This is a genomic window from Flavivirga jejuensis (assembly GCF_030540765.1).
Classification (GTDB): Bacteria; Bacteroidota; Bacteroidia; order Flavobacteriales; family Flavobacteriaceae; genus Flavivirga; species Flavivirga jejuensis.
In genome coordinates, this window is the sequence record NZ_JAUOEL010000004.1 from 359944 (window position 1) to 383609 (window position 23666).

The following is a 23666-nucleotide window of genomic DNA, read 5'->3' on the forward strand; positions in this document are numbered from 1 at the left end:
TTCTCTGAAGAAAAAGATGTTAGTTTTTTTGTTTTTCTTATTTGTTCTGTAGTATATTTCATATTTTTAGGTAGTTACAAAAAACATAGTGAACAATACAGGAATAATTTAAATTAAATTGACATGAGTTACATCAAAGAATTATTTGCAGCGACCAATGAAGCTATTATTTATAAGACTAAACCTAGAGTAAGATATAAGGGTAGCAAGGTAAATAAAATCCTTTTAGGTACTTGGGTGGGTGTTACAGAAATAAAAGGAGATTATTACAAAGTAGTTACTGCAGGGCCAGATGGATGGATTCACAAAGATGATGTAAATGAGAAAAGTGGATTAAAAGTATATTATGTTGATGTAAAACAAGGTGATGGCTCTTTTATTGAAGCTGGAAACAAAAAAATAATTATTGATGGAGGACCAAATTCCAATCTCAAAAGATTCCTTGGATGGAAGTATAAGTTTCTTTTTAAAGCAGGACATAAGGTTCATATAGACTATTTGATTATAAGCCATTTTGATGACGATCATTTTAAGGGTTTAGTGTCTTTAATAAATGATCCTAATTATACATTTGGTAAAATATATCATAATGGAATAGCAAGATTCTATACCGCAGATGACATAAGGAAAGGTAAAATACGGCCAGAAATATATAATGAAGATTTGGGTACGGTAAAAGAAGTAGATGGAATAGAAATGCTTACCACGACATTTAGTTCAATTGCAGATATTAAAAAGTTACAGGAAATAGGAGGGCTTAAGTATCGGTTTTCAAAATTCTGTGATGCAGTAATAAAAGCGAAAGAAAACCATAAGCTAAATTCAGTAAAATGGTTATTAGAAGGAGATGAAATAAATTTAGGAAATCTGGAAGGTGTACAAGTAAAATTAGAATGTCTGGGACCAGTGCCAACTATTAAAGGAAATAAAAAATATTTTAAATGGTTTGAAGATTCTTCTCATACACGTAATGGGCATAGTGTGGTTATTAAATTACATTTTGGTGATAGAACTATGTTATTTGGAGGAGACTTAAATAGTGCATCTGAAAATCATTTGATGGATTATTTTGGAAGTAACAACCCATTTTTGGTAGACGTAGCAAAACAATGTCATCATGGTTCTGGAGATTTCGAAGTCAATTTTATGAAAAAAATGAAACCTTATGCTACTGTTATATCTTCTGGGGATAATGAAAATTATGCACATCCAAGGGCAGATGCAGTAGGATGTGCAGGAAGATATTCTAGAGGCATTAGACCAAAGGTGTTTTCTACAGAATTGGCACGTTCACAAAATAGTAAAAATGAGATTTTATATGGTTTAATTAATCTTAGAAGTGATGGAAATAAAATATTTATGTCTCAAATGAAAGAAGCAAAAAAAGGAGCTGATATATGGGATTCATATGAAATATTATAATCAAAAATTATCCATTAATTATCGGTGACTTGATATAATAAACTCCTAAAAAAGAAAAAAACTTATGAAATACGTTTTTATATCTCTTTTAGTAGTAATAAGTATTAGTCTAAATGCACAAAATGTTTATAAAACTCCATCGGGCAAAAAATATCATTTGTCTTCTTGTAGAATGGTTGAAAATGTATCAGAAAAATTAGTTGGAAATGATGCTATTAATAAATACTCATTAACACCTTGTAAAATATGCAAGCCACCTGATAAAAATAGATTAGTAAATGGCAATAGTTTCACGAATAAGGCAGTAGTAGGAGAGTCTACGTCGGTTAGATGCAAGGGGGGTACTCAAAAAGGGGCAAGATGTAAACATAAGACTAAGCTAGCAAATGGTTATTGTTATCAACACACCAGTCAAAATAATTTTTCAAACTCACATCAATCAAATGCTTCAAAAAGTGGTACCGTTTCAACTTGTGGAGCAAGAACTAAATCTGGAGGATATTGTAAGAGAAAAGTAAAAGGTGGCGGAAGGTGTTATCAACACAAATGAATTAAAAATTATTGAGAGTACTATTTATATTCTATGAGATACTAGGTATTCATAGCATCGTTAAGGTTTAAAAACAGGGGCATTAAACAAATACCACTTAAAACGCATCCCAATTTCAGTAAACGTAAAACCAGCAGCAGTTGCAGAAGCAATATTACTTCGAGTTCCATAGATATTTAATAAAGATCGTTTAGAAAATCTATAACCTAACTTACCTTGTACACGGTAGGTACTTTGTTTCTCATTGTTTTCAATAAACTGAAAACCAGTAGCAGCAGTTAACTCATAAAACCACTCTTTAGGTTTGGTAATGGCTTCATTTTTAATCAGGTTTATAAAAACTTCGGTGGCATTAAATTTCGACGGACTAAAATAAATAGTCGGTACCTGATTTTTAAACGTGATATATTGATAGTTAAACCCAGCCTTTAAAGATGGTTTGCTAAGTATGTTGTAATACAGGGAAGTAAACAATAAATTTCTGGAATTATCGTCACTTTGCGAGGTATAATAATACTGCGTAAACCAGCCCAAATTAAAGTTGGTACTTATATTATAATTCGCGTAAAAATTATTCATTGCGATTTCTAAATCCAACAGATCCGCATTAAAGCTCTGAATCTCCCGTTTATAACCAATGTCTAATACCTGTAATTTAAAAGGCTTGATATTAAAAACGATATCGGTTAGTAATTGGGTGTAATCATCAGATTCAGCTTTGGCTACCGTTATACCTGCACTACCTTTAAAGGTGATATTTGGTAACAGCTGGTAAGCCAATCCAAATAAGATATTGTTTGAGGTCGCTTTGTTATTGGTAACCGAGTTACTTGTGGTTCTATAACTATAATTAGCGAGCCATTTAAACTTCGTGGATGTTGGAAATTCTAACTGTGTTTGAACAGAAAATGCTTCATTATCACCATTATCAAAGGTATAAGACGCTTTCGTTTTTAAAAAAGGGGTGAAGCTTGTATTCAAGTCCTTTATAAAATTAATAGCATCTTTTTGATTATCATAGAATTTTAAAGTGTTTTCTGCAGATGTATAAGCGTTATTATAGCGTCCTAAAGCTTTTAAAATATTAGCTTTTCCTAAATTCCCATCAAAAGAAGTACTATCGTTTTCTAAAATTTTATTGTAATCCACTAAACTCTTTTTAAAATCACTTTTGTAAATATTTAAGGTCGCGCGTAAGGCTAAAACCCAGTTTTTATTGGGCTGCTCTTCAATAAGAGTATCAATTAAAATTTTAGCGTTTTTATATTTTTTATTCCAAATTAAAGCCTGTATGTAACGTTCTTTGGTTTGTTGTGCAAGTGTAGTATCTGTATGGGTATTAAGCAGATTATAAGCTTGTTCACTTATGTTTAAAGCCTCTTTTTCTTTGCTGTTTAAATGTGATACTAAAGCCAAACCATTTAAAGCTATGATTTTGTTTTCTGGATTTTTAGCTATTTTGTTATAAGTTTCCTGGGCTTTTTCTAAGTCATTCGAAATTAAATACAAATTAGCAAGATTAAGCAGGGTATCTTTATCATTATCAAAGAGGGTTAAATTTTCTTTTAAAAGTCTTTCGGCTTCTGCATAATTTTTTTGTTGTTGGTTTTGGTAGGCATGGCCTAAATAGATATATTTTTTTGAAGTTAAAGCATTTGGATTTCCAGAAGACACTTCCAGGGCTTTATTTACATAAATTAATGCTTTATCATATATTTTAAGATTCGATAGGGTATTGGCATATCCTAAAAGCGCTGGAAAACTTTGGTCATTTTCTTTAATTAATCCTTCATAAAATGTTTTGGCTGTATTGTAATTCTTATTCCAAAGTAAAGATTCGGCATAATTTAACTTGACTTCAAAATCTTTAGGATATGTACGCAGTAGTTCGGTGAAAATAACAACCGCTTTTTCAGCACTCCCATTTAAACCTATAGCACGCCCATAGCACAATTTGGCTGTTTTATTATCTGAATATTTCTTTAAAACGGTTTCAAAAAAAGACTCGGCGGCAGCATACTTTCCAGTTTCTAAATAGGTAAAGCCTTCTTGCATATTTTGTGAATACACAAAACCTGTTATAAAAAGCAGAAGTAATCTTATTTGAATTTTATAGGGCATATCGTACGTTTTTAATAATTGCACAAGTTAAGCATAAGAATTGAATCATTCACCTACATTAATCTGTATTTGAACGAAATTTAATGCATATTTATTGATTCTTAGAAGATATTTGTATCAGAAACAAACCGCATTAACATTTAAAACTTAGAATTATGGCACTTAAAATTACATACAAGAAAGGAATATTTGTAACCGAGGGAACTATTAATGCGATGACAGCTTTAAACTTTAAAAATCATATAGAAGCTGCTATACGAGATCTTGAGGATTTAGTTATTAATATTGAAAATGTCACTGAAATTGATACTAGCGGTATGGAAGCATTACGATCTATATATGCAAGTGCCATAGCTTGTGACAAAAAATTTTATGTTGTAGGAACAGGATGCAAAGAAGTTTACGACGATTTGTATTTAAGTAGCGTTGCCTAATCTAAAACAAATTACCAGTCGTCTATAGCAAATGTTATCCCGCCCATAACCAACCAGTTTTAGGATTTTAAATCCTGAAATTTACACTATAACTAAAAAATAAGTCATTATGAAACTAGCAATCGTAACAGCATACCCACCAAGTAAAGTCACATTAAATGAATATGCATACCATTTAGTAAAACACTTTAGACAACGGGAAGATCTTACCGAAATTGTTTTATTAACCGATAAAACAGCGGGTGAAAAAGATATAGAATTTGTAGAAGCAGGTTGTAAAGTTACCGTTAAAGAATGCTGGTCATTTAATAGTTATACAAATATTATAAAAGTAACTCAGGCTATTAACCAAACACAACCTGATGCTGTATTATTCAATTTACAGTTTATGAAGTTTGGAGATAAAAAAGTAGCTGCAGCTTTAGGTTTAATGTTACCATTGGTTTGTAAACTAAAAAAGATTCCGACAATAGCTTTATTACACAATATACTAGAGGAAGTCGATTTAGAAAGTGCTGGTTTTACATCAAATAAAATTAAGCAAAAGATATATGGATTTATAGGATCTACTTTAACCAGATTAGTTCTTCAGGCCGATGTGGTAGCGGTCACCATGCAAAAGTATGTGGCTATTTTAGAAGAAAAATATAAGGCTAAAAATGTAAAATTAATACCGCATGGTACGTTTGAAATTTTTGAAGAACCAAGTTTTGATATCCCGTTACAACCTTTTAAAGTAATGACTTTTGGAAAGTTTGGAACTTACAAAAAAGTAGAATGTATGATTGAAGCTGTAGAGAAGATTAGAGAATTTTCAAATTTAAATATAGAAGTAGTCATAGCAGGAACCGATAACCCAAATACACCAGGCTATTTAGAGTCTGTAAAAAAGGCTTATAGCCATGTAGAAGAGGTAACCTTTACAGGTTATGTAGAAGAAAAGGATGTCCCCAAATTGTTCAAAGAGAGTGCGCTTGTGGTATTTCCTTATACATCTACAACAGGAAGCTCTGGTGTTTTACATCAAGCGGGGAGCTATGGTAAAGCGGTGGTGATGCCTAACTTAGGAGATTTAGCACTTTTGGTACAAGAAGAAGGGTATAGGGGTGAGTTTTTCGAGCCAACGAGTGTGTGCAGTTTAGCCTTAGCCATTCAAAAAATACTTGAGAACAATGCCTATAGAATAGAATTAGAACGAGCGAATTATAAAGCGGCTTCAGCGTATCCTATGTCTAGAATAAGTAATATGTACTTAAACACATTTCAAAGTATCATTTTAAAAAAGAAAAAAGAAACCTTACAAGAGGAACAAATTATATCAATTTGAGTGCAAAATGTCATATTACAGGCGTTTAAGCTATTTGAAATCGTAATCATTTCTAAAAACAGAAATTAGGTTCGCCTTATTAAATTGATCGTGAATTCTTTTATTTTCATTACCAAGAACAAAAAGTGTTTTACCTCTTCTTTTGGCTTTGCTGGCAATAAATCTCATAACGTTTATAGCAGTTTCATCAACCTGTTTTACATGTTCAAGGCATATTACTATTTCGTAATATCTATCTAATAATCTATTAAAATAAGTGGCTACCCGATTGGTATGTTCGTTAACGAAATCGCCATGTATTTCAAAAACACCTTTGTTATTTATTATTTCAAGATTCATAATAGTAGGTTTTGGGGTATTAATAATTATACTGTACTGTATTTGTAAGTCTAATTTCAATGCAGAAATGATATAAGATCATCATAGACCTCTTTACAACCCGTACCAAGAATATGAAATGGTTTATTATTAGATAATGCGTTGTTGTAAAGTGTTCTTAAAGCTTGCATGCCACTAGCATCAATTTCTGTGACGTTTTCAATATCAATAGTTAATGCTTTCTGGAGATTTAATATAGATTCTAAATGATCTTGAAAATATAAAGCAGTAGAAGCGTTTATAGTTCCTTCTATTAAAGATGTTCCGTTTTGATTTGTAATTTTAAATGCCATAATTTCTGTTTTTTAAGTATTAGTATTTAAAAAGATCCTTTTTTTGTTCCATTATTTATTGATCCCAAAATGGTTTTGAGTGTTTTATACCAGAGAAGCCCTTCTATGACTTCCTTTTGGTATTTAGAAACTGTTTAAATTTTATCCTTTAGTTTATTTTGTAGTTTTAAGCCTTCATTCTGAAGCAAAATTTCTTTAAAAAGCGATGCTATTCGCTTTTATTTAGCCTTGATCGAGAACGTAATCCACCCAAACCAATTCCAAAAACAAAACTTAAACTGTTTTTTATACTTATTGTGGAATTACCTATAATACACAGCTATTTGTCCAAGTTGGCCAACAATTTTTATAGAGTCCTTCATAGACAATTTAGAGCCATCGGCATGAATCCATCTTTTAAGGGGTTGTTCGCAGATATAAGAAATGGCTTTTTTCTTTCCGTAATGTTTTCGCATTCTTATAAAGATTTCAACATCAAAGAGCCAACGCGTAATAAACTTATCTTTAAACATATGTTTTGTAATGTCTTTATCCATAATTTTTGCACCACATTGGGTATCATTAAAAGGCATTCCTAAAATAGTTCTTATAATAAGGTTTATAGTTTTACTAATTATTTTACGAGCAGATTCTTTGGTAATATCAGCGCCCATTCTACTCATCCTGGAACCGCTAATAATTTTAAAATCGGAAGTTTCTATGGTTTTAACCAGATCATCAAAATCTCTGAAATCAGTAGATAAATCGGCATCTAAATAACCTATATAATCCAATTGTTCATCTTTTGCCAAGTGTAAAATACCTTGTCTTACAGCTTCACCTTTTCCGCCATTTTTTTCGCAGTTAAACACGCTAATATTAGCTTCTCTGTTCTTACATAAGTCATTTAAAACCTCTAAGGTATTATCTGTACTACCATCGTTTACAAAACATAAATGATAGCCTAAGTTACTATCAACAAAATCGAAAAACTCCTTGCTTAATAGTCTTTTCTCTTCATTATAACACGGTATAACAACACCAACACAGCGTTTTTGAAGCATCTTGGCTTTTTTGTTTTCAGATTTATCAGTTTTTATTCCGAATATTCTGGAGATTCTAACCGTTACTTCGCTAAGAGATACAGGTTTTTTCATGTAATCATCAATCCCTAAATCAAATCCATCAATGATGGTATCTTCATCTGTATTTCCAGAAAGCACCAAAATTTTGGTCTTGGACTTTTTTTCTATTCTAATCGTTTTTACCACATCTAATCCAGACATACCTTCCATATTTATATCTACTATAACGATGTCTGGTTTATAGGTGTCAAAAAGTTCCAAACCTTCTTTACCATTTTTGGCACATTTTATATCATAGCCTAAATCGGTTAAATGTTTTTCCAGTGATAATAGTATTAATTGTTGGTCATCTATTGCTAAAATTTTTATCATAACATGAGTGTTTTTTGGGCTGATTTTTACTTATTTATTTTTTTAAAAACAAGCTAATAATACAAGTTGGTTAGGTTTAATTTGTAGTAAATATATTATTTTTTTTGAAAGAAATATAATAATTTTAATAAAAAAAACAAGATAAAGTGTTATATTTATCCGATGTAATGCTTGTTTTTGTGAGATAATACAGCTTGTAAGTGTGTTTTTGAAATCGTAGTTAAAGCCTTACTGTTATTAGATTGAATAGTATAAAAAATGTCATTTTTTAACAAAATATTCTGGTCAGATTTAATCTGAAAATTATATAGACAATAATTTTATTAATTAGTAACCAATGCAAATAAAATCGTTTATTTTATCAAAAAAAGTTAACCCAGAGCAACTATTTATGCTAAGCGTATTAATAGTTAATGGCGGGAATTATTTATATAATTTAATTCTTGGACGACTTTTAGGTCCAACAGAGTTTGCAGATGCAGCTGTATTGGTTACATTTTTACTTGTATTATCATTTATAGCCATGACGTTTCAATTAGCAACAGCAAAATTTTCTGTGCTTTTTGAATCGAACTTGTTTACAAGCTTTATTCTTAGGGTTTATAAAAATGCTGTTTTAATTGGTATACTTTTAGGTCTTACTATTATAATATGTGCACCTCAGTTACAAACCTTATTTAATACATCAACGTCTCTAATGTTCGTCATATTTGGTGTTGGGGTTCCTTTTTATTTTTTGATGAGTGTTAATAGAGGGATCTTTCAAGGAAAAAAAGAGTTAAAATCGCTTTCTGTTACGTACCAAGCAGAAATGCTTAGTAGACTTATAATAACCTTAATTTTAATTTTCACATTATCTAGTATAGCATATTCTACACTCATAGCATTAGGTATTTCAATATCCTTTCTATTTGGTTTAATACCCTTTAGGTATAAAAGTATTTCATTTGAAACAAAAGCCGTTATTGATAAAGCAGCACTTAAATCAATAAGAAGCTTTTTTTTACTAACCGCATTTTATGAGCTCACCCAAATTATCATTAATAACAGTGATATCTTATTGGTTAAGCACTATTTTGAACCTTATGAAGCTGGGTTGTATGCTTCGTTAGCGCTCATTGGTCGTATTGTGTATTTTGTTGCCTGGATGTTTGTGATGCTTTTATTACCAAAGGTTGTACAACTAAAAAAGGAGAATAAAAACACATCAAAAGTGCTGTTTAATTATGTACTATATATAAGTATTATTTCTTTGACCATAGTGCTAGGTTGTTTTTTATTTCCAGAAACAATTATTACCATTCTTTTTGGAGATAGCTATATATCGATGGCTCATTTACTTTGGAAGTATGCATTAGCAACCTCCATGTTTGCAATATCAAACATATTTGCCTACTACTATTTGTCTTTAGATAGATATTTACCAGTCATTATATCTGGAGTATTTGGAATGTTACAAATGGGATTAGTCATATTTTTTCATGAAAGCTTAGAACAAGTCGTTTATATGCAAATTATAGCGATGGTTTTATTGCTATTAATACAGCTTGCGTTTTACAAGTTTGATTATAAAAACAAGTAACCCTTAATTTAATAAGTATAATAATTTAACCAACCAATATTATGAAATTAGCAATTGTTACAGCATACCCACCAAGTAAAGTTACATTAAATGAATATGCATATCATTTAGTAAAACACTTTAGACAGAGAGACTCATTAACAGAAATTGTTTTATTAACAGACAAAACCGAAGGTGAAAAAGATTTACAATTTGTAGAAGCAGGTTGTAAAATAACCGTTGAAGAATGTTGGTCATTTAATAGTTATATGAATATTATAAGTGTGACCAAAGCCATTAATAAAACACAACCTGATGCTATATTATTTAATTTACAGTTTATGAAGTTTGGAGATAAAAAGATTGCTGCCGCTTTGGGACTAATGTTACCTTGGGTTTGTAAACTAAAAAAGATCCCGACAATAGCTTTATTACACAATATATTAGAAGAAGTCGATTTAGAAAGTGCAGGTTTTACATCGAATAAAATTATGCAAAAGATATATGGATTTATAGGATCGACTTTAACAAGATTAATTCTTCAGGCAGATGTCGTTGCTGTTACCATGCAAAAATATGTAGATATTTTAGAAACAAAATATAAAACTAATAATGTTAAGTTGATACCGCATGGGACGTTTGAAATTCCCGAAAAACCAGATTCTAAAATAGCAACAGATCCTATGCAAATTATGACCTTTGGAAAATTTGGTACCTATAAAAAAGTAGAGGGCATGATTGAAGCGGTCGAAAAAGTAAGACAATTTACAGGATTAGATTTAGAGGCTGTGATTGCAGGAAACGATAACCCCAATGTACCAGGATATTTAGAAAAAGTTCAAGCCGATTATAAACATATAAAACAAGTACGTTTTACAGGTTATGTTGAAGAAAGTGACGTTCCCGTGTTATTTAATGAAAGTGCCGTTGTTGTATTTCCATATACATCTACAACAGGTAGTTCTGGTGTATTACATCAAGCAGGTAGTTACGGTAAGGCAGTTATTATGCCCGATTTAGGAGATTTAGCTTTACTTGTTAAAGATGAAGGCTATCAAGGTGAATTTTTTGAACCTACCTCTGTGGATAGTTTAGCAAAAGCGATTGAAAAAATTGTGACAGACGACGATTATAGAAAAGAATTAGGACATGCCAATTATAAAGCTGCAACGGCATACCCCATGTCTAAAATCACAGAAATTTATTTAGATACGTTTAAAGAGATAAATAATAGACATACTAAAAAAGTCATACTGTCTAAAAGTTGATATGGATTGCATGAATTTTTAAAAGGTGTTTAAAATAACTAAAACTAAAAACCCTTGTTATTAATAGTAGTTTCGAGTCTATTAAAAGCGATCTAGATTTGTAAGTATTATTGTATGTTTTGGAGGGTATATAATATGAGTGTATACGTTAGTGTGTGTATCTGTACGTTGTAGGTTATTATGCCCCGTCCTGAATAAAGGCTACATAATTTCAAACATTATGTACAAAAATGACAAAATAATCAGACAGACGGTATTCAGACCCTTTTAAACTGAAAATTTTAGACGAACTTATTACAGTTCTGTACATCAGTTTCTTTCGAAATAATCACTCAAGCGACTGAATGAAACTCTTTTCGTATATTTGTTTTATTAAAAAAAGATTATGGATATTCAATCAACAAAAATAGAATTAATAAAGACTATTCTAGCTATAGAAAACAATGATTTTATTCAAAAAGTTGCTGAATTCATTAAGAAAGAAAAAGTTGATTTTTGGACAGAATTAAGTATTTCTGAGCAAAATGAAATCAGAGAAGGAATTAATGAACTTGATAAAGGAAAAAGAGTCTCTTATGATTCATTTTTGAAGAAAATTTCTTAATGAAAGTGTTTTTATCAGAACTGACTGAAAACAAACTTCTAAAATTGTCAGACTATATTTTAGAAAATTGGAATATAAAAGCACGTGATAAGTTTATTGAAAAACTGACAGAAAAAATCAAACAGATTTCAAAACAACCTGAAAGCTGTCCTCAATCTTCTGAATTTAAAGGTCTTTATAAATGTGTCGTAACAAAACAAACTACTTTTTACTATCGAATATCAACAGAATTAAACGAAATTGAAATAATTACAATTTTTGACACAAGACAAAATCCTAATAGGTTGAAAAAAGACATTTAGCCTAAAAAAATGTACGAAAGCACAAGCCATTAAAATAATTTTAACTGATTCCTCAGTTTACGAATAATATCAAGGGTTATAAATATATCTAAAAGCTTCTTTTTTAACGCCTTGAGCATTTATAAAACCATAGTATTTTTGTGGCGTTTTGCGCCAGGGAAGCATACCAGTAACTTCATTTGGTATTTCAGTAAAATCATAAAGCGTCCAAGACATATAGTGCATATTATTTTTACTAAAAATGTCTTGAGCCTGTTTGTAGTAATCTGCCTGATCTTGTTCTGTTTTGCCAAAAGGATTCCATAAACCTTTATAAGAAGACACCCCAAACTCTGTAATAGCTATTGGCTTATTAGGGATATCTTGCTTTAAGTCTAAATACTTTTTTTCTAAATTGTTTAAATCTTCATAATAATGAAACGTAATAATATCAACCTTGTCTTTTAATAGGGGAGCACTCTCTATGTCAGACCAGCCAATGGTTACAGGATGAGTGGGGTCAATGGATTTTACAAGGTCGATTGTATTTCTTAACCAAGCAAGAACAAGGTCTTTTCCGCGGGATTCAAAATCTAGATTAGGTTCGTTTTTAATATCCCAGGCTAATAATGCATTATGGTCTTTTAGTTTAGACACGATAGTTTCCGCGTGGCGTTGGTTTAAGGTCCAGTTTAAAATCGAATAATCACCATAAAAATCAAAAAGAGTTAAGACCACTTTTAAGTTTTCTGCCTCGGCTGCATCCATTACTTGGGTTAGTTTATTCAGTTTGTCTTTATCTACATTAGCTTTGCCAAAACTTTCATAAGGAACAAAAATTCTAATACTGCTAAGTCCTGTTTCTTTAATAAGTTTAAAGTCTTTGGTAATAGTATCTATATCGAATTTTTTTCCGAAAACTTCCCAGGGAGAAGCTTGCGGATAATAGTTAATGCCTTTAATATCTATATGCTCCTTAGAAATAAATTTATAATTGGGTTTAAAATCATGATTAGATGTTTTTACGATGTGACGAATGCGCCAAAAACCATCTTCTAATAGCATAATTATTTTGTAAGTGGACAGGTCTTTTGTTTCAAGAAGCAGCGTTTTATCTTTATAAACACGTTTGTATTCCATAACATCCTTATCGGTAATCACCACCATATGACCATCTTCGCTAAAAAACTCTAATTTAGGATGATGTTGTAACGTTGTACTTCTTATAGTAGTACCCGTTTCAATATTCTTATTGATAATATTATAAAGATTTTTACGTGCATTTTTCGTGTAGTAATCTTCAATTCCGGTTGTGGTATTGGTTTGGTAGGCGCAATGCTTAACGTACCAGGCATCTAAATAATCATTTTCAATACTTGAAAGTGTTTGTTCATCCATAGGTCGGCCTTCATTTTCATTAGCATTCCATAGGATTTTAGGAAGAAACTGTTCTACTTTTTTTATTTCTGTATGTAGCATGGTACTTCTATCTGCTCCAGTATTTAGGTAACCAAACAAGGCACTAAGTCCGTATGTTACAAAACTTATAATTATGATATAAGATAGAAATAAAATACCGCGAATTATTTTTCTATTGATAGATTTCATAGCTTAACATGTTTAAATGTTTTTTCAATTTTAGCGACTTCTATCATCATATTATAAGAATCACTGGGAATCTCATTAGGGTTTAGTTTGAAGGTAGTAAAACCTTCAAAAGACTCTTTTAAAATCATATCAATTTTAGTATCGTCTTTGTAAATATGTAGTTTTATTTGTAGACCATCTGGAATCATTTGATCCATAAAACTTTGTAAGGGACCTACGGTGATGGTTCTGTTATTATTAGAGAAAACCACATCGTAGCCTTTAATAATTTGTCTAAAATTAATAGTAATAATATCACTCTCTGCCATACCTTCTATATAAGCCTTAATCTTCCAGATATCCTCGTAATCCGGATGGACTGTTTTAGCCATTGCAATGCCATTAATAGTAGGTGCCGAAGTTCTAAGAATGTTTTTATCCCTGTTGGTAATAAAGAAATCTACAAGCGTACCATCGCTAACAATATTGCCGTTTTTATCACGAATAATAGAGCTTAGAAGTGTTGTGATTTGATTACCATCAGCATAATTGTGATTTTGTTTAAAGGATATATTAAAATTAGTGGGAATGGCCGGTTGTACATCTATAACAAATTCTTTAGAGTTTTTTCCTAAAGTTTCAGAACTTACAAGCATCCGTCCGGTTTTAGTTTCAGAATATAAGTTTTTATAGGCAATTAAATTATGCATACGCACCATGTTACGATATTCTGAACTCAAAAACTGATGTTTAACTTCTACCTCGGTACTGTCTTTTAGAGCATTTCCATAAATATCGGTAGGGATAACCACAAGCATAGTATAGTCCAATCCACCAGCCTCGATACTTGGAGGCCCTATATAGGTTTCCATAGTGTTGGCGACTTGTTTCGGATTAATATAAAATTTACCCGATAACGTATTATCATTTGCTAATAATTTCCAATTAATCAGTCCGCTTCTGTTAGCAATATTTTCTGGAATTTTATAGTTGAGTGTCTTGTTTTCAATACTTGGTTCAATTAAAATTGTACCATAACTATTAGAACAATATAATATAGGTTGCGAGTTATTACTTGTGGAAAATTGTAAATTAATACCAAGTCCAGCCTCAAACTGCGTTTTAGTAGTTAACAGTTTAATAGCTATTTCCTCATCAGATGATTGACCTATCAATAAAATAGATGATGAAAACATGAAAGCAATAACCAGTAAGTATGTTGTTTTACGCATTATTATTTTGGGTTTCCTATATAGGTGTTAACTTCAATTTTTATATAACTATAATTAGGGTGAGATACGGGTTGTAAAACCGATTTGGTTTGATTAAAAATTCTGTTTGGAACTATTTTATCTGAAATAGCCTCATTAGGCAAACCGTTAACAAAACAATTGGTCATATCGTCACTTATAGATGTTAAACTATCATTTTCAAGTAGCCTATACTCAAAGTATAGTTTTCTTTGCTGTCTAATACCTTCAGCAAGGTATTGATGGTCTACCCAGATTTTTTCTGCATTTGCATTATAATAGGAAACAATAAGTTGTGGTATGGTTACTTCTTGCAATCCGGAATTAAACAAAGTACCACTAACAACCCCCGAAGAGATTTTTAAATCACTTAAAGAAGTTCTTTTATACAAATCTGTTTTTGCGATATTACCAGCAATTTGTAAGTTGAATTTTGTGGGTTGTTCTTCAAATTCTACCGGGGTAAACTCATCGGGATTAAAGGTTTTGGGTATAGAATCCTTGGTTTTAGACCATGCGATGCCTTCAAAATTAATTCTAAATGCAGTGACTTCCTTAGGCACTATTTTATGCTTTACCTGATGCTTGGCATTATAGGTAGCTAACTCCTTATTATCATCATTGTAAAGTGTTCCTTTAAGTACAACATCGGCAGGAATATTGTCTATGTTTTGAATATCTCCAATAATGGAATAACTATTTCCATGCTTCACCAACTTTGCCGAAAGTATTTCTAAAACAGGTTGTTTTAATACATCTTCGTGGTGGGTCTGTTCTGTGGTAATACGTCGACGTCCCTGATTAAAATATTCTGTAACATTACCTGAATATAATTGGTCTGGAGGTAAATCTGTGGTTACATCATCGGGTAATAAATACCACTTTCCTTTTTTCTTTACAAGAGATTTATAAGCGTATGTACTCATTCTTTCCAAAGGTGTAATCCATTCCATTTCTATTTTCATATTGGCCAGGCTATCTGTCTCCTTTATCATGGTGGTTTTAATGCCATCCATTTTGGCGTAAGAACTCAACAGACCATCGGTAACCGAAACCTGTAGCATGTATTGAGCAATGCTTATATCACTATCCGGATCAATTAAACTATGGGCTTGTTCGAATCTTTTAAAATCCAACGCATCGTAATAGGCCAAAACGGCATTTTCAGGAGAGTGATGCGATTCGTTTTTCATATAGAAAAGGTAAATTCCATAAAAAATGCAGATGGCTATAAAAAAAGACCAGACGTGTGTAAACGTTAAAAGCCATTTAGGAAATTTGGTATAATTATTTGTGAAATTCATGTATGCTGGCACAATCTTTTCCCTTGTTTTTAAAAGCCTAACCCATAGCATTTGAATGTTAAGTATAAAGGCAAAAAGAACGGTTGTTAGTGGCATCATACCCCAAAGTATTTTTAACCAAAGGGGGACATCTTCTTTGGGTAAAATAGATGGAGCAGGGGGGACATTGAGTTTTTCCCAAACCATAATACCATTCTCTAATTGTTGTAAACGTTGCCAACCACAGAAATATAAAATAGGGTCGTAAAATTTATCGTTAGAAAAGATATATTTTAAATGATATTTTTCGGGAGTAGTTAAAAATTGCTGTAGCGATCCGATGCCTTCCAGCCCCCTGAATTTTGAGTTTTCTAAACGTTCAATAGGACGTGTGGTTAGCTCTGGAAGTCGTCTGGCAGAATGGTAGTTACCATCTACAGACATGGCTTTGGTTTGTGCCGATAGCCAGGCCATCTGGTCACCAAAACCTAAGGTCATGTACCGCCAGTGATCGTGCTGATCCTGATTGAGAAAGTTAACAATAGGAAGCATCTTAATCTTTTGCGGTTGTGAAGGCCTAAAATACCCCAGACTCATTGTAAAAATGGTCATAAATAAAAGTAAACCGGCTAGAACACCCCCAATAATTCTATGATATACAGACCCGAGCCAGTTTTGAATAAGGTCTTTTAAATCACCTTCTACAAAACGATATGCAAACTCGCCAAATATAGGCAAAGACATAATAGATGCCCAAAGAGTAAATCGGTCTAATGTTAAAATATTAAAAGCCGTTTCACCCAAAACCTTTAAAGGTATAGGTGTAGTACCACCAGTTCCTAAAACAGTACACACGGTGATAGACAAACCAAAAAAACAATAACGCTTACTATAATACCTATAGAAAATATATGGTATAAGAATGAGCATAATGCCCCAGGGAATTAAAAAAAACACCAAGCCAGAAGAGGTAACTTCAAGAAAGTTATCTCTGGAACCGTGAGGGATTGGAACTTGTGTAATGGGGTTTTTCTTTGAGTTAATCCAATAGGGGAGAATACACCCTACAATGATGACTAATGAAGAGAACCCGAAAACAACAATACGTTTGAAGAGTTTGAAAAAAGTTCTTATAAAAACCTTAATAGTAACATCTTTAGCCGAGCCCACCTGTTCGGTTGCAGTGTCCATAATCACCGTACCAATTAAAGGGAATATAAAGAATACCATTCCAAAAATAGGAGTTACATGGTGCGACGTAACTGTAACCGATATTAACGATAAACATGTAAAGTAGTATCTGATTTTTCCGGTCTTTAACCATAAGTAAATTTCTGGAAGGGCATGCATTAGAACTGAAACCCCAACAATACTAGGTAGTTGCCCAAATAAATGTAATGTTTCAACAAATGATGAAGAAAGTACCGCTAAGATGGCGGCATAACCGGCTGCAGTTCTGTTTGAAGTCATCAATAATGAAAACCGATAAACCCCTGTAACGAATAATAGAATAGCAATAAAAGCAACGGTAAATAGTCCGAATTTTAAACCGCCTACTAGAGATAAAGCCCCGATGGCCTGATGTACCAATGGCGGGTAACTCATAACCGTAAAACCGGTATACCATTGATAATTCCAAGGCTCAAGCCAACTCGTAGCATAATGATTGGCAAAGAACAAATGGATTAATGCATCATAAGTGCTTTCTATAGTAAAGAATATAGAAGTCCCATGAAATGCTAATCCTATAAGAATAGCAGCAATTAAGTACTTGTTCGACTTTTCATGCATATAACGTAGGTTATTTTTTATGTTTTAAATATATAACAAAGTTTTGTATAGACGAATAGTATTTTTAAAAAGCAATAATTCATTCATCTACAGAAGTGCTCCTGTCACCGAATTTCAACAAAAATTGCTGTTTATTACAACTACTTTTATATAAGACTTTAAACAGGTTTTTTATGAAAAAGGAATTATTATACCATGCTATAACGAAGAAAAGAGATTGAATGTGAACGCTTTTGTTAAATTTATACAATCACATAGTATGCAAGGAAAATTATAAGTATGACGATAAACTTTATTATTAGAAAGATTTTATCAATGAATTTTAAAGACACATAGTGTGGTGCAAAGATTTTTCATAAAGATGTTATTGACGTCTCTTTTAGTAAAAAAAATGTAACGAAATGGATCTTTGATGTAGAGATCTTTAAAAGAATGACAACCTTTTATGGAATTAAAAAGGCTAAGAATTTAATTTGTGAAAAACCATTAAAACGTTGGATACATGCCGATGGTTCTAAACTTTCAATGAAGGATTCCATGAAAATTATTGGTCAATTAGCTCAAATAGCCTGGGTTTATAGAAGTAATAAGGGAAGCGGAAAATTTCAATTAGAATTAGATCGTATAACGGTTTAAGTTACTGTATCAACTACTCTCAACAGAAAATTAATCAGATGAAAATTGGAATTATAATACTATTTTATAACAATGCTATAGCTATAGATAAAAACTTATTTAAAGGGGTTTCTAATCTTTCCGATGTTCATTTGTGTCTTGTAAATAATGGAAGCAAAGATGAAACTTTAGAAAAATTACAAGAATTAAAAGAAACGTCTGGATTAAAAAGTACCATAATAGATATTAAACATAATAAAGGTAAAATGGCGGCTATTAAAGCAGGGGCAAGGTACCTTTTTAACCATAACGATTTAAAACATATAGGCTATATTAATGTTGGTAAAATGAAAGAGGTTATGTCTTTATTTGAATTATTAAATGAAACACAGCATCATAAAGAATTAATTATTCAGCATAACTTGAATGTTATTAAAAAGCATTTGGTACAAAAGCCTCTTTTAAAAAATATATTCTCGATAAAAGACTATTTGAGGTATTTGAATATTAAGTTGGAATACTGAGAAATAAATGGTCATTAGCAATAAATTTTTAATAATATTGTGAAATAGATGAAAACTGTTTTTTTAACGCTTATATGGTTTATTTGCTTTTTTTCCTTTTCTCAACACTATGAGAATGGAAGTATTGATTTTGGTGTGGGCGCCGTAATTAGTGTTGGCTTGCAGGAAGAAGTAGGTTTTGGTGTTAGACTTCAGTATCAATCTTCAACTAACACACAGACTTATATAGCTGAGTATAATCGGTTTTTTGTAAAAGAGTTCGAAAATACAGAAGTTTATAATGAGTTTGGTATTACTTATAATGTGCGTTTAATGTATTGGGACGCATTTAGTATTACTGGGGGCGTTGGATATATTGGAAATGATTATAGAATTTTAAGTAGAGCCGAAGATACATCTTCATTGTTTTTCTCCACAGGTAATTTTAATCATGCTGCAGCACTTAAATTTAGAGGGTTATGTCATATAAATCCGATACATGTATTTGTAGAATTTAATCTAAAGAGTTTTGGAAAACGATATGATACTGTTATTTTTGGACTTACATATTCTCTGGGGATTTAAGCTTAGGTTTTTTGTAAAAGAGTTCAAAATACTATAAGAGGGAGTGTAATTGGTTTGTTTCCAGATTCTAAAAAAAATTGACACAAATTTCACGAATTCACACGAATACAGTTTTACCTGTTTATTTTTGTATGTCACGAAGCAAACTTTTCAGGCAGCCAAAGTTGAAAGATCATAGGTTTAGTTAATCTATAGAGTTTTTCGACGCTTTGATGTTAGTGTTAAGTTGAAAGTTTGAAAATCTTAGGTTTTTATCAAAAAAAGAAACCCTTTCCGCTTGCAGGTTCTGTCTCTTTTCATTTAAATATCTTTAATGTGTTTGTTTTATTATGTTTATTTTTGTTGTAAGATAATTCTTAAAATTAAAATAATTAAAACTAATATCTAAATTAGATTTTTTAGAATATTTATTGTTTATGGAAGAAAAAAGAACACTTTTTTTTAAAAATTATAATTGTTGGGTTAAAGATAATATTTTTAAATTCTCAAATCTATCAAACCAAAGGTTAGTACCCGAATTTATTAATTCAATCAAGAGATTGCATTTCAAATTCAAACACACAAAAATTATTTTAGATTTTTCTGAAGTAGACAAAGTATATCCATATCCAGCAGCAGCAATAGTTGGCTATATATATTATTTTGAAAATGAATTGGGTATTGAGTTTGAATATTTAAATATGCCAACATATTTAAAAAAAATAAGTTTTTCAGCTCCCAAAATAGTTACAGAAAAAAATGTTGGAAGACATAAGGATTGTTTAGATAGAATATGGATTTTTAATAATTCTGATGAAGTGCATTTATTAGTTAATGGTATACTAACAGATATAAGGAAAGCTTTAGAATGTGAACCTGGTGTAATAGATGCTTGTACTTGGGGGTTGAATGAAATAATGGATAATGTAATACAACATTCCGAAGCTAAATGTGGGTTTATTATGGGGGTTATTCATAAAAAAACGAAGAATATTAATATTTCAATTTTTGACTATGGAATTGGAATATATACTTCATTAAAATATTCTGATAACGTATATAATCCTAAAAGTGCAGCAGATGCAATTTCTCTTGCTGTTCAAGAAGGCGTTACTAGAGATAAATCCGTTGGGCAAGGAAACGGAATGTGGGGTCTATATAATATTGTTAACTTAAACTCTGGGCATATGAGTGTTATATCTGGAAAAGGTGGTTTGAGTTTAAATAGAGGAGTAATGAAGACTTATGAACAAATTAGAATGTTAAGCTTAAAACAACAAGCAACAACTGTTAATTTTCATTTAAATTTAAATAAGGACATATCAATAAAGGATGCTTTAGGTGGCACTGAAATGGTAGATATGTATATTGAAAATATGGAAGATGATTATGATAGAGTTGTTTTTAAAATTTTTGAAGCTGCATCTGGAACAGGAACTCGTCAAAGTGGTTTAAAGATTAAAAATGAAGTCATAAATTTATATAAAAAAGCAAAAAAATCAATTATTATAGATTTTGATAATGTTGGAGTAATTTCTTCTTCTTTTGCAGATGAATTTATTGGAAAATTAGTTGTGGAACTTGGTTTTTATCAGTTTCAAAAGATTTTCACATTATCAAATATGAATGCTACTATTCAGACTATAGTTCAAAGATCGTTAAGTCAAAGAATGGCAGAATCTCTTAAAGTTAGTTAATTAGAATAAATAAAATGGTATAAAATTTGTTTTGTAACATGCAAATTTAATATCTTTGTAAAGTATTCAATAAAGAAAAAGTCTATGGATAGTGACAAAAAAACTTTATTGATAATAATAAGATGGCAACGAAAAAAATCATAGGAAAGACTTCTTTTAAAAGAAGTCTTTTTTTTTTGACTAATTTTAACTTTTTCAAATGACCTCAGAAAACTTTGGTTAAAACAATAGGAGAGGAGCGAGCATATTTCAAGGGTTAGTTACTTTTTCCAAATTTCATTATGTTTTTACAATTTATTTTTTGATGTAATAATGAAACCCTTACCCGCCAATAGTAATCATACTTCTGTTATTATTATGCAATTTAGGTTCCTGTAGTTTTTTTAAAGTATCCATACCACCTCGAACTTTAAGCTTTGCTTGTACTGCTTTTTGAATGATTGGTTCGATAGATTTCCCTTCTCGAAGTGTGGTTAATAAATCAGATTCTGTTGAAGAAAACAAACAGTTTTTTAACTGTCCATTGGCTGTTAATCTAAGTCTGTTACAAGAATCGCAAAACGGATTCGTTACAGAACTAATAATAGCGAAACTCCCTTTATAACCTTTTATTTTATAGTTTTTAGAAGTATCGTTTGGAGCATCTTGCAGGCGAATAATGTTTGCCTCTTCAAAAGCATCGTTCACATAGTTCATCACTTGGGCGTAAGAAACCATTTTACTCATATCCCATTTATTCCCATCAAAAGGCATGAATTCAATAAAGCGAATGGAAACAGGTAAATCTTTGGTGAAATTTATAAAATCTATAATTTCATCATCATTAAAATTTTTCATTAAAACGGCATTCACTTTTACTGTAAAGCCTTCTTTAACGAGTCGTAAAATATTGTTATAAACCTTTTTAAATTCATGTCTTCTGGTAATGTGCTTAAACTTACCTGCATCTAAGGAATCTAAACTCACATTAATTTTATTGACACCATTAGCTTTTAAAACGGGAATGAATTTATCAATAATAACAGCATTAGAGGTAATGGATAACTCTACTGGCAATGAAGCTAGTTTTTCTAAAATAACAGGAATATCTTTTCTAATTAGGGGTTCTCCACCTGTTAATCTGATTTTAGTAACCCCATGGTCTGCAAAAGTTTTGGCTATATCATAAATTTCTTCGTAAGTCATTAAATGACTCTTGGGAGAGAGTTGTACACCTTCTTCTGGCATACAGTAGGTACATCGTAAATTACATCGTTCTGTTAATGAAATACGTAAATACGCATGGTCTCTACCATGTAAATCTTGCAATATATTTTTATTCTGACTTCTATTCATTTTATATCCTAATTATACCTATCCTTATAAGGAGGTTGGAATTGCTATTTAGCAATTTCTGGTGGCGCTTAATCGTGTCTTGCACCTTTTAATATTCTAAAAATATGTAGTACCGATGGAAATATAGCATCCATGGATTCTTTAGCTCCATTTGTTGAGCCTGGTAGTGCCAATACCAAGGTGTTATTCATAGTACCAGCAACGCTTCTGGATAACATCGAAAATGGCGTTCTATCTTGTCCGTAGTTGCGAATGGCTTCTTCAATTCCAGGAATTCTTCTGTCTAAAAGTGGCAAAAGCGCTTCCGGAGTGATATCTCTCACAGAAAGTCCAGTACCACCAGTATAGATAATTAAATCAACACCTTGCTTCTGATAGCTTTTTGCTTTCTCCTGAATGATCTCTTTTTCGTCTGGAATAATAATGTAATCTTTAATTTTAACATCACTTTCCTCTAATTTTTTTATGATGGCTTTTCCTGCTTTATCTTCTTTCTGTCCTGCTGAAATAGTATCGGAACATACTATCACTGCTGCTTTTAGGTCATTTCTGAAACGATCTCTAAAATCAGATTTTCCGCCTTTTTTATTGAGTAATTTTATTGCGTGAATCTCAATGCCTTTATCTATAGGTTTTAGCATATCATACATGTTTAAAGCAACAACGCTGGCGCCGTGCATAGCTTCAACTTCAACACCCGTTTTGTAAATGGTTTTGACGGTGAATAAAACGGTAATTTCTAAATCATTGATTTCATATTCCACACCAGTAAATTCGATAGGTAAGGGGTGACAATCTGGTAAAATGTCTGGTGTGCGTTTTACACCCAATAACCCAGCTGCTTTGCTCATAGCAAAAACATTACCTTTTGGAACGGTATCGTTTTGAATGGCGATTATGGTTTCTGGTTTGCTAACTTTAACAATAGCTTGAGCTACTGCAGTTCTTAATGTGGTACTTTTATGTGTGATATCGACCATCTTTCGATTTATTATTTTCTATTGATTATTTATTATTGTTGTTTGCCGTTTTTCTTGAAGCTATGAAGATTGCTGTTAATTCACTAGACTCTTTTAGCAAAAACTCAATCTTGTCTTTTTGAATAAGCTTTTCATCTAGAGCAAATTCCAGCCAGAAATTTGATTCGTCTACTTCTTCGATAACTATACTAATTTTTGCAACAAAACTGGGTTTTGATTGGGCAACACAGGTCGCTCTATAATTTGCAGCTACTGATGTTGAACATCTAATAAGTTGCATCTTGATATGATTAGCTAGGTAAGTCTTTGGGAAAAACTCTGTAATCTTAATGCAATTATGAGCAAAAATCTTAGTTCTTTTTTTTAATGCTTCCTTCATAATAATC

21 protein-coding genes and 1 pseudogene are annotated in these 23666 nt (G+C 31.4%); 12 read left to right on the plus strand and 10 right to left on the minus strand.

What is annotated here, in order from left to right; genetic code table 11:
* Window positions 1-123 precede the first annotated feature (123 nt).
* On the plus strand, window positions 124-1422 hold the full coding sequence (locus Q4Q40_RS13125; protein WP_303302303.1) for a ComEC/Rec2 family competence protein: 1299 nt from the start codon (window positions 124-126) through the stop codon (window positions 1420-1422).
* 64 nt (window positions 1423-1486) lie between these two features.
* Window positions 1487-1972 (plus strand): DUF5763 domain-containing protein, encoded by a 486-nt coding sequence (locus Q4Q40_RS13130; RefSeq protein ID WP_303302305.1) that lies wholly within the window; start codon window positions 1487-1489, stop codon window positions 1970-1972.
* A 60-nt stretch (window positions 1973-2032) separates the two neighbouring features.
* Here the strand turns inward: Q4Q40_RS13130 and Q4Q40_RS13135 are convergent, their stop codons facing one another.
* Window positions 2033-4093 (minus strand): tetratricopeptide repeat protein, encoded by a 2061-nt coding sequence (locus tag Q4Q40_RS13135; protein WP_303302306.1) that lies wholly within the window; start codon window positions 4091-4093, stop codon window positions 2033-2035.
* A gap of 155 nt (window positions 4094-4248) precedes the next feature.
* Between Q4Q40_RS13135 and Q4Q40_RS13140 the strand changes: the two genes are divergently transcribed.
* Both Q4Q40_RS13140 and Q4Q40_RS13145 read left to right on the plus strand, forming a co-directional pair.
* Window positions 4249-4527: an STAS domain-containing protein gene (locus Q4Q40_RS13140; protein ID WP_303302308.1), complete on the plus strand. Its 279-nt coding sequence runs from the start codon at window positions 4249-4251 to the stop codon at window positions 4525-4527.
* Window positions 4528-4636: 109 nt separating this feature from the next.
* Window positions 4637-5854 (plus strand): glycosyltransferase, encoded by a 1218-nt coding sequence (locus Q4Q40_RS13145; protein ID WP_303302309.1) that lies wholly within the window; start codon window positions 4637-4639, stop codon window positions 5852-5854.
* A 30-nt stretch (window positions 5855-5884) separates the two neighbouring features.
* Here Q4Q40_RS13145 and Q4Q40_RS13150 read toward each other — a convergent pair whose 3' ends face one another.
* The 3 genes from Q4Q40_RS13150 to Q4Q40_RS13160 form a co-directional block, all read right to left on the minus strand.
* On the minus strand, window positions 5885-6193 hold the full coding sequence (locus Q4Q40_RS13150) for an STAS domain-containing protein (protein WP_303302310.1): 309 nt from the start codon (window positions 6191-6193) through the stop codon (window positions 5885-5887).
* A gap of 56 nt (window positions 6194-6249) precedes the next feature.
* Window positions 6250-6525 carry an STAS domain-containing protein gene (locus Q4Q40_RS13155; protein ID WP_303302311.1) on the minus strand — a complete coding sequence of 92 codons (276 nt, stop codon included), beginning with the start codon at window positions 6523-6525 and terminating at the stop codon, window positions 6250-6252.
* 302 nt (window positions 6526-6827) lie between these two features.
* Complete coding sequence (locus Q4Q40_RS13160) at window positions 6828-7958, minus strand: response regulator (protein ID WP_303302496.1); 1131 nt, start codon at window positions 7956-7958, stop codon at window positions 6828-6830.
* 340 nt (window positions 7959-8298) lie between these two features.
* On the opposite strand from Q4Q40_RS13160, the gene Q4Q40_RS13165 reads away from it, so the two are divergent.
* From Q4Q40_RS13165 to Q4Q40_RS13180, 4 genes are all read left to right on the plus strand, one after another.
* A complete protein-coding gene (locus Q4Q40_RS13165) occupies window positions 8299-9543 on the plus strand; it encodes an oligosaccharide flippase family protein (RefSeq protein WP_303302312.1) in 1245 nt (414 codons plus the stop codon).
* 41 nt (window positions 9544-9584) lie between these two features.
* Window positions 9585-10790, plus strand: a complete 1206-nt coding sequence (locus Q4Q40_RS13170; protein ID WP_303302313.1) for a glycosyltransferase — start codon at window positions 9585-9587, stop codon at window positions 10788-10790.
* A 385-nt stretch (window positions 10791-11175) separates the two neighbouring features.
* Complete coding sequence (locus Q4Q40_RS13175; RefSeq protein ID WP_303302314.1) at window positions 11176-11394, plus strand: hypothetical protein; 219 nt, start codon at window positions 11176-11178, stop codon at window positions 11392-11394.
* On the plus strand, window positions 11394-11696 hold the full coding sequence (locus Q4Q40_RS13180) for a type II toxin-antitoxin system RelE/ParE family toxin (RefSeq protein ID WP_303302315.1): 303 nt from the start codon (window positions 11394-11396) through the stop codon (window positions 11694-11696). Before Q4Q40_RS13175 ends, Q4Q40_RS13180 begins: the two co-directional genes overlap by 1 nt.
* A gap of 69 nt (window positions 11697-11765) precedes the next feature.
* Here the strand turns inward: Q4Q40_RS13180 and Q4Q40_RS13185 are convergent, their stop codons facing one another.
* Genes Q4Q40_RS13185 through Q4Q40_RS13195 form a run of 3 tightly spaced genes read right to left on the minus strand, consistent with a single transcriptional unit; the run spans window position 11766 to window position 17586 of the window.
* Window positions 11766-13283 (minus strand): cellulase family glycosylhydrolase, encoded by a 1518-nt coding sequence (locus tag Q4Q40_RS13185; protein ID WP_303302316.1) that lies wholly within the window; start codon window positions 13281-13283, stop codon window positions 11766-11768.
* Window positions 13280-14494 carry a hypothetical protein gene (locus tag Q4Q40_RS13190; protein WP_303302317.1) on the minus strand — a complete coding sequence of 405 codons (1215 nt, stop codon included), beginning with the start codon at window positions 14492-14494 and terminating at the stop codon, window positions 13280-13282. The genes Q4Q40_RS13185 and Q4Q40_RS13190 overlap by 4 nt, the downstream gene beginning before the upstream one ends.
* A 2-nt stretch (window positions 14495-14496) precedes the next feature.
* Window positions 14497-17586, minus strand: a complete 3090-nt coding sequence (locus Q4Q40_RS13195; RefSeq protein WP_303302318.1) for a putative glycosyltransferase family protein — start codon at window positions 17584-17586, stop codon at window positions 14497-14499.
* A gap of 261 nt (window positions 17587-17847) precedes the next feature.
* Here Q4Q40_RS13195 and Q4Q40_RS13200 point away from each other — a divergent pair.
* The 4 genes and pseudogenes from Q4Q40_RS13200 to Q4Q40_RS13215 all read left to right on the plus strand — a co-directional run.
* Window positions 17848-18222 (plus strand): annotated as a pseudogene (locus tag Q4Q40_RS13200) (glycosyltransferase family protein); the annotation flags it as partial.
* Between the two features lie 38 nt (window positions 18223-18260).
* Entirely contained in the window at window positions 18261-18725 is a 465-nt protein-coding gene (locus tag Q4Q40_RS13205; protein ID WP_303302319.1) for a glycosyltransferase, read from the plus strand.
* Window positions 18726-18773: 48 nt separating this feature from the next.
* Window positions 18774-19289: a hypothetical protein gene (locus Q4Q40_RS13210; protein WP_303302320.1), complete on the plus strand. Its 516-nt coding sequence runs from the start codon at window positions 18774-18776 to the stop codon at window positions 19287-19289.
* A 416-nt stretch (window positions 19290-19705) separates the two neighbouring features.
* Window positions 19706-20965 (plus strand): STAS-like domain-containing protein, encoded by a 1260-nt coding sequence (locus tag Q4Q40_RS13215; RefSeq protein ID WP_303302321.1) that lies wholly within the window; start codon window positions 19706-19708, stop codon window positions 20963-20965.
* A 321-nt stretch (window positions 20966-21286) separates the two neighbouring features.
* On the opposite strand, the gene moaA is transcribed toward Q4Q40_RS13215, so the two are convergent.
* The 3 genes from moaA to Q4Q40_RS13230 all read right to left on the minus strand — a co-directional run bounded on the left by moaA (window position 21287) and on the right by Q4Q40_RS13230 (window position 23659).
* Complete coding sequence (moaA, locus tag Q4Q40_RS13220; RefSeq protein ID WP_303302322.1) at window positions 21287-22300, minus strand: GTP 3',8-cyclase MoaA; 1014 nt, start codon at window positions 22298-22300, stop codon at window positions 21287-21289.
* A 68-nt stretch (window positions 22301-22368) separates the two neighbouring features.
* The gene (gene moaCB / locus Q4Q40_RS13225; protein ID WP_303302323.1) at window positions 22369-23280 is read right to left on the minus strand and encodes a bifunctional molybdenum cofactor biosynthesis protein MoaC/MoaB; all 912 of its coding nucleotides are present in this window, start codon (window positions 23278-23280) and stop codon (window positions 22369-22371) included.
* 25 nt (window positions 23281-23305) lie between these two features.
* Entirely contained in the window at window positions 23306-23659 is a 354-nt protein-coding gene (locus Q4Q40_RS13230; RefSeq protein ID WP_303302324.1) for a four helix bundle protein, read from the minus strand.
* Window positions 23660-23666 lie beyond the last annotated feature (7 nt).

Bases quoted from the DNA above. Each gene is read 5' to 3' on its own strand.
- Q4Q40_RS13125 (WP_303302303.1), top strand. From the start codon at position 124: ATGAGTTACATCAAAGAATTATTTGCAGCGACCAATGAAGCTATTATT.
- Q4Q40_RS13130 (WP_303302305.1), top strand. From the start codon at position 1,487: ATGAAATACGTTTTTATATCTCTTTTAGTAGTAATAAGTATTAGTCTA.
- Q4Q40_RS13135 (WP_303302306.1), bottom strand. From the start codon at position 4,093: ATGCCCTATAAAATTCAAATAAGATTACTTCTGCTTTTTATAACAGGT.
- Q4Q40_RS13140 (WP_303302308.1), top strand. From the start codon at position 4,249: ATGGCACTTAAAATTACATACAAGAAAGGAATATTTGTAACCGAGGGA.
- Q4Q40_RS13145 (WP_303302309.1), top strand. From the start codon at position 4,637: ATGAAACTAGCAATCGTAACAGCATACCCACCAAGTAAAGTCACATTA.
- Q4Q40_RS13150 (WP_303302310.1), bottom strand. From the start codon at position 6,193: ATGAATCTTGAAATAATAAATAACAAAGGTGTTTTTGAAATACATGGC.
- Q4Q40_RS13155 (WP_303302311.1), bottom strand. From the start codon at position 6,525: ATGGCATTTAAAATTACAAATCAAAACGGAACATCTTTAATAGAAGGA.
- Q4Q40_RS13165 (WP_303302312.1), top strand. From the start codon at position 8,299: ATGCAAATAAAATCGTTTATTTTATCAAAAAAAGTTAACCCAGAGCAA.
- Q4Q40_RS13170 (WP_303302313.1), top strand. From the start codon at position 9,585: ATGAAATTAGCAATTGTTACAGCATACCCACCAAGTAAAGTTACATTA.
- Q4Q40_RS13175 (WP_303302314.1), top strand. From the start codon at position 11,176: ATGGATATTCAATCAACAAAAATAGAATTAATAAAGACTATTCTAGCT.
- Q4Q40_RS13180 (WP_303302315.1), top strand. From the start codon at position 11,394: ATGAAAGTGTTTTTATCAGAACTGACTGAAAACAAACTTCTAAAATTG.
- Q4Q40_RS13185 (WP_303302316.1), bottom strand. From the start codon at position 13,283: ATGAAATCTATCAATAGAAAAATAATTCGCGGTATTTTATTTCTATCT.
- Q4Q40_RS13190 (WP_303302317.1), bottom strand. From the start codon at position 14,494: ATGCGTAAAACAACATACTTACTGGTTATTGCTTTCATGTTTTCATCA.
- Q4Q40_RS13195 (WP_303302318.1), bottom strand. From the start codon at position 17,586: ATGCATGAAAAGTCGAACAAGTACTTAATTGCTGCTATTCTTATAGGA.
- Q4Q40_RS13205 (WP_303302319.1), top strand. From the start codon at position 18,261: ATGAAAATTGGAATTATAATACTATTTTATAACAATGCTATAGCTATA.
- Q4Q40_RS13210 (WP_303302320.1), top strand. From the start codon at position 18,774: ATGAAAACTGTTTTTTTAACGCTTATATGGTTTATTTGCTTTTTTTCC.
- Q4Q40_RS13215 (WP_303302321.1), top strand. From the start codon at position 19,706: ATGGAAGAAAAAAGAACACTTTTTTTTAAAAATTATAATTGTTGGGTT.
- moaA (WP_303302322.1), bottom strand. From the start codon at position 22,300: ATGAATAGAAGTCAGAATAAAAATATATTGCAAGATTTACATGGTAGA.
- moaCB (WP_303302323.1), bottom strand. From the start codon at position 23,280: ATGGTCGATATCACACATAAAAGTACCACATTAAGAACTGCAGTAGCT.
- Q4Q40_RS13230 (WP_303302324.1), bottom strand. From the start codon at position 23,659: ATGAAGGAAGCATTAAAAAAAAGAACTAAGATTTTTGCTCATAATTGC.